This window comes from Stenotrophomonas sp. P5_A8 (assembly GCF_056400545.1).
In genome coordinates this window covers 1-4,108 of the sequence record NZ_JBFULB010000342.1, presented here as the reverse complement: position 1 = coordinate 4,108, position 4,108 = coordinate 1, and the positions used below count along the sequence as shown (strand labels likewise).

The window sequence follows — 4,108 nt, the reverse complement described above, 5'->3', positions numbered from 1 at the left end:
AGCATGCCGGTGGCGTGGTGATCGCGCCCGAACCGCTGGCCGAGTTCTGCCCGCTGTTCGCCGAACACGACGAAGGCGGCCGCGGCCGCAACCCGGTCACCCAGTTCGACAAGAACGACGTCGAAGAAATCGGCCTGGTCAAGTTCGACTTCCTCGGCCTGCGCACGCTGACGATCATCGACTGGGCGGTCAAGGCGATCAACAAGCGCCACGAGCGCGCGGGCATTCCGCCGGTGGACATCACCGCGCTGCCGCTGGACGACGCGGCCACCTACAAGGACATCTTCGCCAACGGCAATACCGGCGCGGTGTTCCAGTTCGAATCCTCAGGCATGCGCCGCCTGCTGAAAGACGCGCGCCCCGACCGCTTCGAAGATCTCATCGCGCTGGTGTCGCTGTACCGCCCCGGCCCGATGGACCTGATTCCCTCCTTCAACGCGCGAAAGCACGGGCAGGAAGAAATCATCTATCCCGATCCGCGCACCGAAGCGATCCTGAAAGACACCTACGGCATCATGGTGTACCAGGAGCAGGTCATGCAGATGGCGCAGATCGTCGGCGGTTACTCGCTGGGCGGCGCGGACCTGCTGCGGCGCGCGATGGGCAAGAAGGTGCCGGCCGAAATGGCCAAGCATCGCGAGATCTTCCGCGAAGGTGCGGCCAAGGACGGGGTCAGCGAGGCCAAGGCCGACGCGATCTTCGACCTGATGGAAAAGTTCGCCGGCTACGGCTTCAACAAGTCGCACGCCGCCGCCTACGCGCTGGTGAGCTACCAGACCGCCTGGCTCAAGCGCCACTACCCGGCCGAGTTCATGGCCGCGACGCTGTCCTCGGACATGGACAACACCGACAAGGTGGTCGGCTTCCTGGCGGAGGTGCGCAACCTCGGCCTGACCGTGCTGCCGCCGCGGGTCAACGCGTCCGCCTACATGTTCGAAGCGTCCAGCGCCGACACCATCCAGTACGGCCTCGGCGCGATCAAGGGCGTCGGCCAGGGCGCATGCGAAGCGGTGGTGGAAGAGCGCCAGCGCGGTGGTCCGTATGAATCGCTGCTGGATTTCTGCATGCGCGCCGAATCGGGCAAGCTCAACCGGCGCACGCTCGAAGCGATGATCAACTGCGGCGCGATGGACGGCCTGGGCAAGAACCGCGCCTCGCTGATGCTGCAGTTGCCTGAAGTGCTCAAGGCCACCGACCAGATCACCCGCGAGAAGGCCTCCGGGCAGAATTCGCTGTTCGGCGCGCCCAGCCCGAAGAGCACCGCGATGCAGCTGGACCTGCCCGAAGCCAAGGAATGGGCACTGGGCCAGCTCCTCGATGGCGAACGCGACACGCTCGGCTTCTACCTGAGCGGCCACCCGTTCGATCCCTATGCCGAGGACGTCAAGGAACTGGTCGGCACCGACCTGGGCATGCTCGAACGCCTGATCCCGCCGGCGCGCCCGAGCAAGGACGGGGAGAAGCGCGCGTGGCGCCAGGAAACCCCGGTGATCCTGGCCGGCCAGGTGGTCGGCGTGCGCCGCAAGGGCGAAAGCCAGGTCTTCATGCAGCTGGAAGACAGCAAGGGCCGCGTGGAGTGCAGTGCCTTCACCGACGGCCTGGCCGAATTCGGCCACCTGATGACCAAGGACCGCATCCTGATCGTCAAGGGTGGCCTGCGCGAAGACGAATTCAACGGCGGCTACGCGTTGCGCCTGCGCCAGTGCTGGGATTACGACGAGGTGTGCGCCAACTACGCCACGCGTCTGTCGCTGCGCCTTGACCTGCGCCAGGGCGACCCGGCGTGGTCGCGCATCAACGCGCTGCTGGACCGTCACCGCCCCGGCCGCACACCACTGCGCCTGGATCTGCTGCTCGGTTCCGAACAGGGACCGGTGGCCGGCATGCTCGACGTGGCCGGCGATACCGCCGTGCGCGTGGACAGCCACCTGGTCGACGCCCTGCGCGCCGATCCCGCCGTGCGCACCCTGAAGGTGCGCTACAGCCCGCCGTGGGCCAACTGACCCGCGCCCTCCGCACTACAGGTACTTTGTTTTGATCAAGCGTTTGACCGTGCTGCTGCTCGCAGCCGTTGCCGTCACCGGCTGTTCCAGCCCGTCCCAGACCTTCGAGATCGACAACCCGGGCGATACACCGTTGACCCTGCGCATCGACGGCAACGAACTGCCAATCGCCGCGCACGCCTCGCGCCCGGTCAAGCTCAAGCCCGGCGAACACCACCTGCAGACCCCGGCGCTGGGCGATGTGCGGTTCATCGTGTACGCGCGTGGCAAGGGCGGCCTGATCAACCCGACCCTGGGCGAGTACGTGATCGCCAGCGAAATTTACGTCACCGACGAAGACAAGCTCAAGCACTTCGGCGCCCCCGGCAACCACATCGAACTGGGCGGGGTCGGCTTCGACGGTCCGTACAGCACCACCCATGCGCTGTTCATCGACCAGGCTTGGACGTTTGGCGTGCGCGAGCCGTTCCCGGACGAACAGACCGTGGCCCATGTGGACGAGACCGGCGGCCGGATCAGCACCAAGATCTTCACCGCCGCCGACTTCATCGCCTACGCCGAAGGCAATGCGGGCCAGCCCGGCGCCTACCGACGCCAGCAGCCGGCCGGCTACCAGCCCCCGCACTACACGCTGGAGGCCGCCCCGACCACGCTGCCGCCGCTGGACCCGGTCTTCGACGCCCATGCCGGCCCCCTGCGTGAGCTGTACGCGCGCTACCTCCGGGCCACCACGGCCGACGCCCAGCTGCAGCTGCAGCAGGAAGCGCTGCAGGCGCAGATCGCCTTTACCGTCGCCACCGCCGCGCTGGGCTCGGGCCTGCCGGTCGACGCCAACAAGGCCTACAACACCTTCGTCGAAACCCGCAGCACCCTGATGGGCAGTGCCGCGCTGGTGGTGCCCTGAGCTGACTGGCGCGCCCCGCCCCGCTGCGCTACCGTCGGTTTCCAGACGAGGGCGTACGGGGCTTTTCGGCGCATTCGGCTACACTTTCCCTCTTTTCTTCACGACGGTTTCCGATGAATCCGAACTACCTCGACTTCGAGCAACCCATCGCTGATCTGGAGGCGAAGATCCAGGAACTGCGCAGTGCCAGCGCAGGCCCTGCGGTCAATGTCGAGGCCGAGGTGCATGCCCTGCGGGACAAGCTGCGCGTGCGCACCGCGCAGATCTTCCGCAACCTGTCCTCGTGGCAGATCCTGCAGCTGGCCCGCCACCCCTCGCGCCCGTACACCGCCGACTACATCCGCATCTTCTGCGATGAGTTCCAGGAGTTGGCCGGCGACCGCGCCTTCGCCGACGACAAGGCCATCATGGGCGGCCTGGCCCGCATCGGTGGCCGGTCGGTGATGCTGATCGGGCACCAGAAGGGCCGCGACACCAAGGAAAAGATCAAGCGCAACTTCGGCATGCCCAAGCCGGAGGGCTACCGCAAGGCGCTGCGCCTGATGAAGATGGCCGAACGCTTCGGCCTGCCGGTGCTGACCCTGATCGACACTGCCGGCGCCTGGCCGGGCATCGACGCCGAATCGCGCGGCCAGTCCGAAGCGATCGCGCGCAACCTGCTGGAAATGGCCGAGCTGAAGGTGCCGGTGATCTGCACCGTGATCGGCGAAGGCGGCTCCGGTGGCGCCCTGGCGCTGGGCGTGGGCGACCGCACCGTGATGCTGGAATACAGCGTGTATTCCACCATCACCCCCGAAGGCTGCGCCTCGATCCTGTGGAAGGACGCCGGCAAGGCCAAGGACGCCGCCGAGCAGCTGGGCATGACCGCCCCGCGCCTGAAGGGCCTGGGCCTGATCGACAAGGTGGTGCGCGAGCCGACCGGCGGCGCCCACCGCAACCCGAACCAGATGGGCAAGCGCCTGAAGGCCGTGCTGCTCAACGAACTGGACGAACTGCAGAAGCTGTCGGTGGACGAACTGCTGGCCAGGCGTTACACGCGCCTGCGCAGCTACGGCACCTACGAAACGGTCTGAGCCGCGGCTCGATCGGCAAAAGGTAGAGCCGACCGTTGGTCGGCTGCCGTTGCGGTTGCCGCAGCAGCCACCTTCCCGGTAGTGCCGGCCGCTGGCCGGCTCCCGATACCGCTGGACACGTTGGGGAG

Annotated in this window: 3 protein-coding genes; all 3 read left to right on the top strand. The window is 67.1% G+C overall.

Annotation, left to right across the window (positions count from 1 at the left end; genetic code table 11):
* Nucleotides 1-2,003 (top strand): DNA polymerase III subunit alpha (dnaE, locus tag AC1DQP_RS17610; RefSeq protein ID WP_478052112.1); only part of this gene is annotated, 2,003 nt, incomplete at its 5' end.
* Between the two features lie 31 nt (nucleotides 2,004-2,034).
* Nucleotides 2,035-2,907, top strand: a complete 873-nt coding sequence (locus tag AC1DQP_RS17605; RefSeq protein WP_457319757.1) for a hypothetical protein — start codon at nucleotides 2,035-2,037, stop codon at nucleotides 2,905-2,907.
* Nucleotides 2,908-3,020: 113 nt separating this feature from the next.
* Nucleotides 3,021-3,980, top strand: coding sequence for an acetyl-CoA carboxylase carboxyltransferase subunit alpha (locus AC1DQP_RS17600; protein ID WP_256776817.1), 960 nt, complete (start codon nucleotides 3,021-3,023; stop codon nucleotides 3,978-3,980).
* Nucleotides 3,981-4,108: the final 128 nt, after the last annotated feature.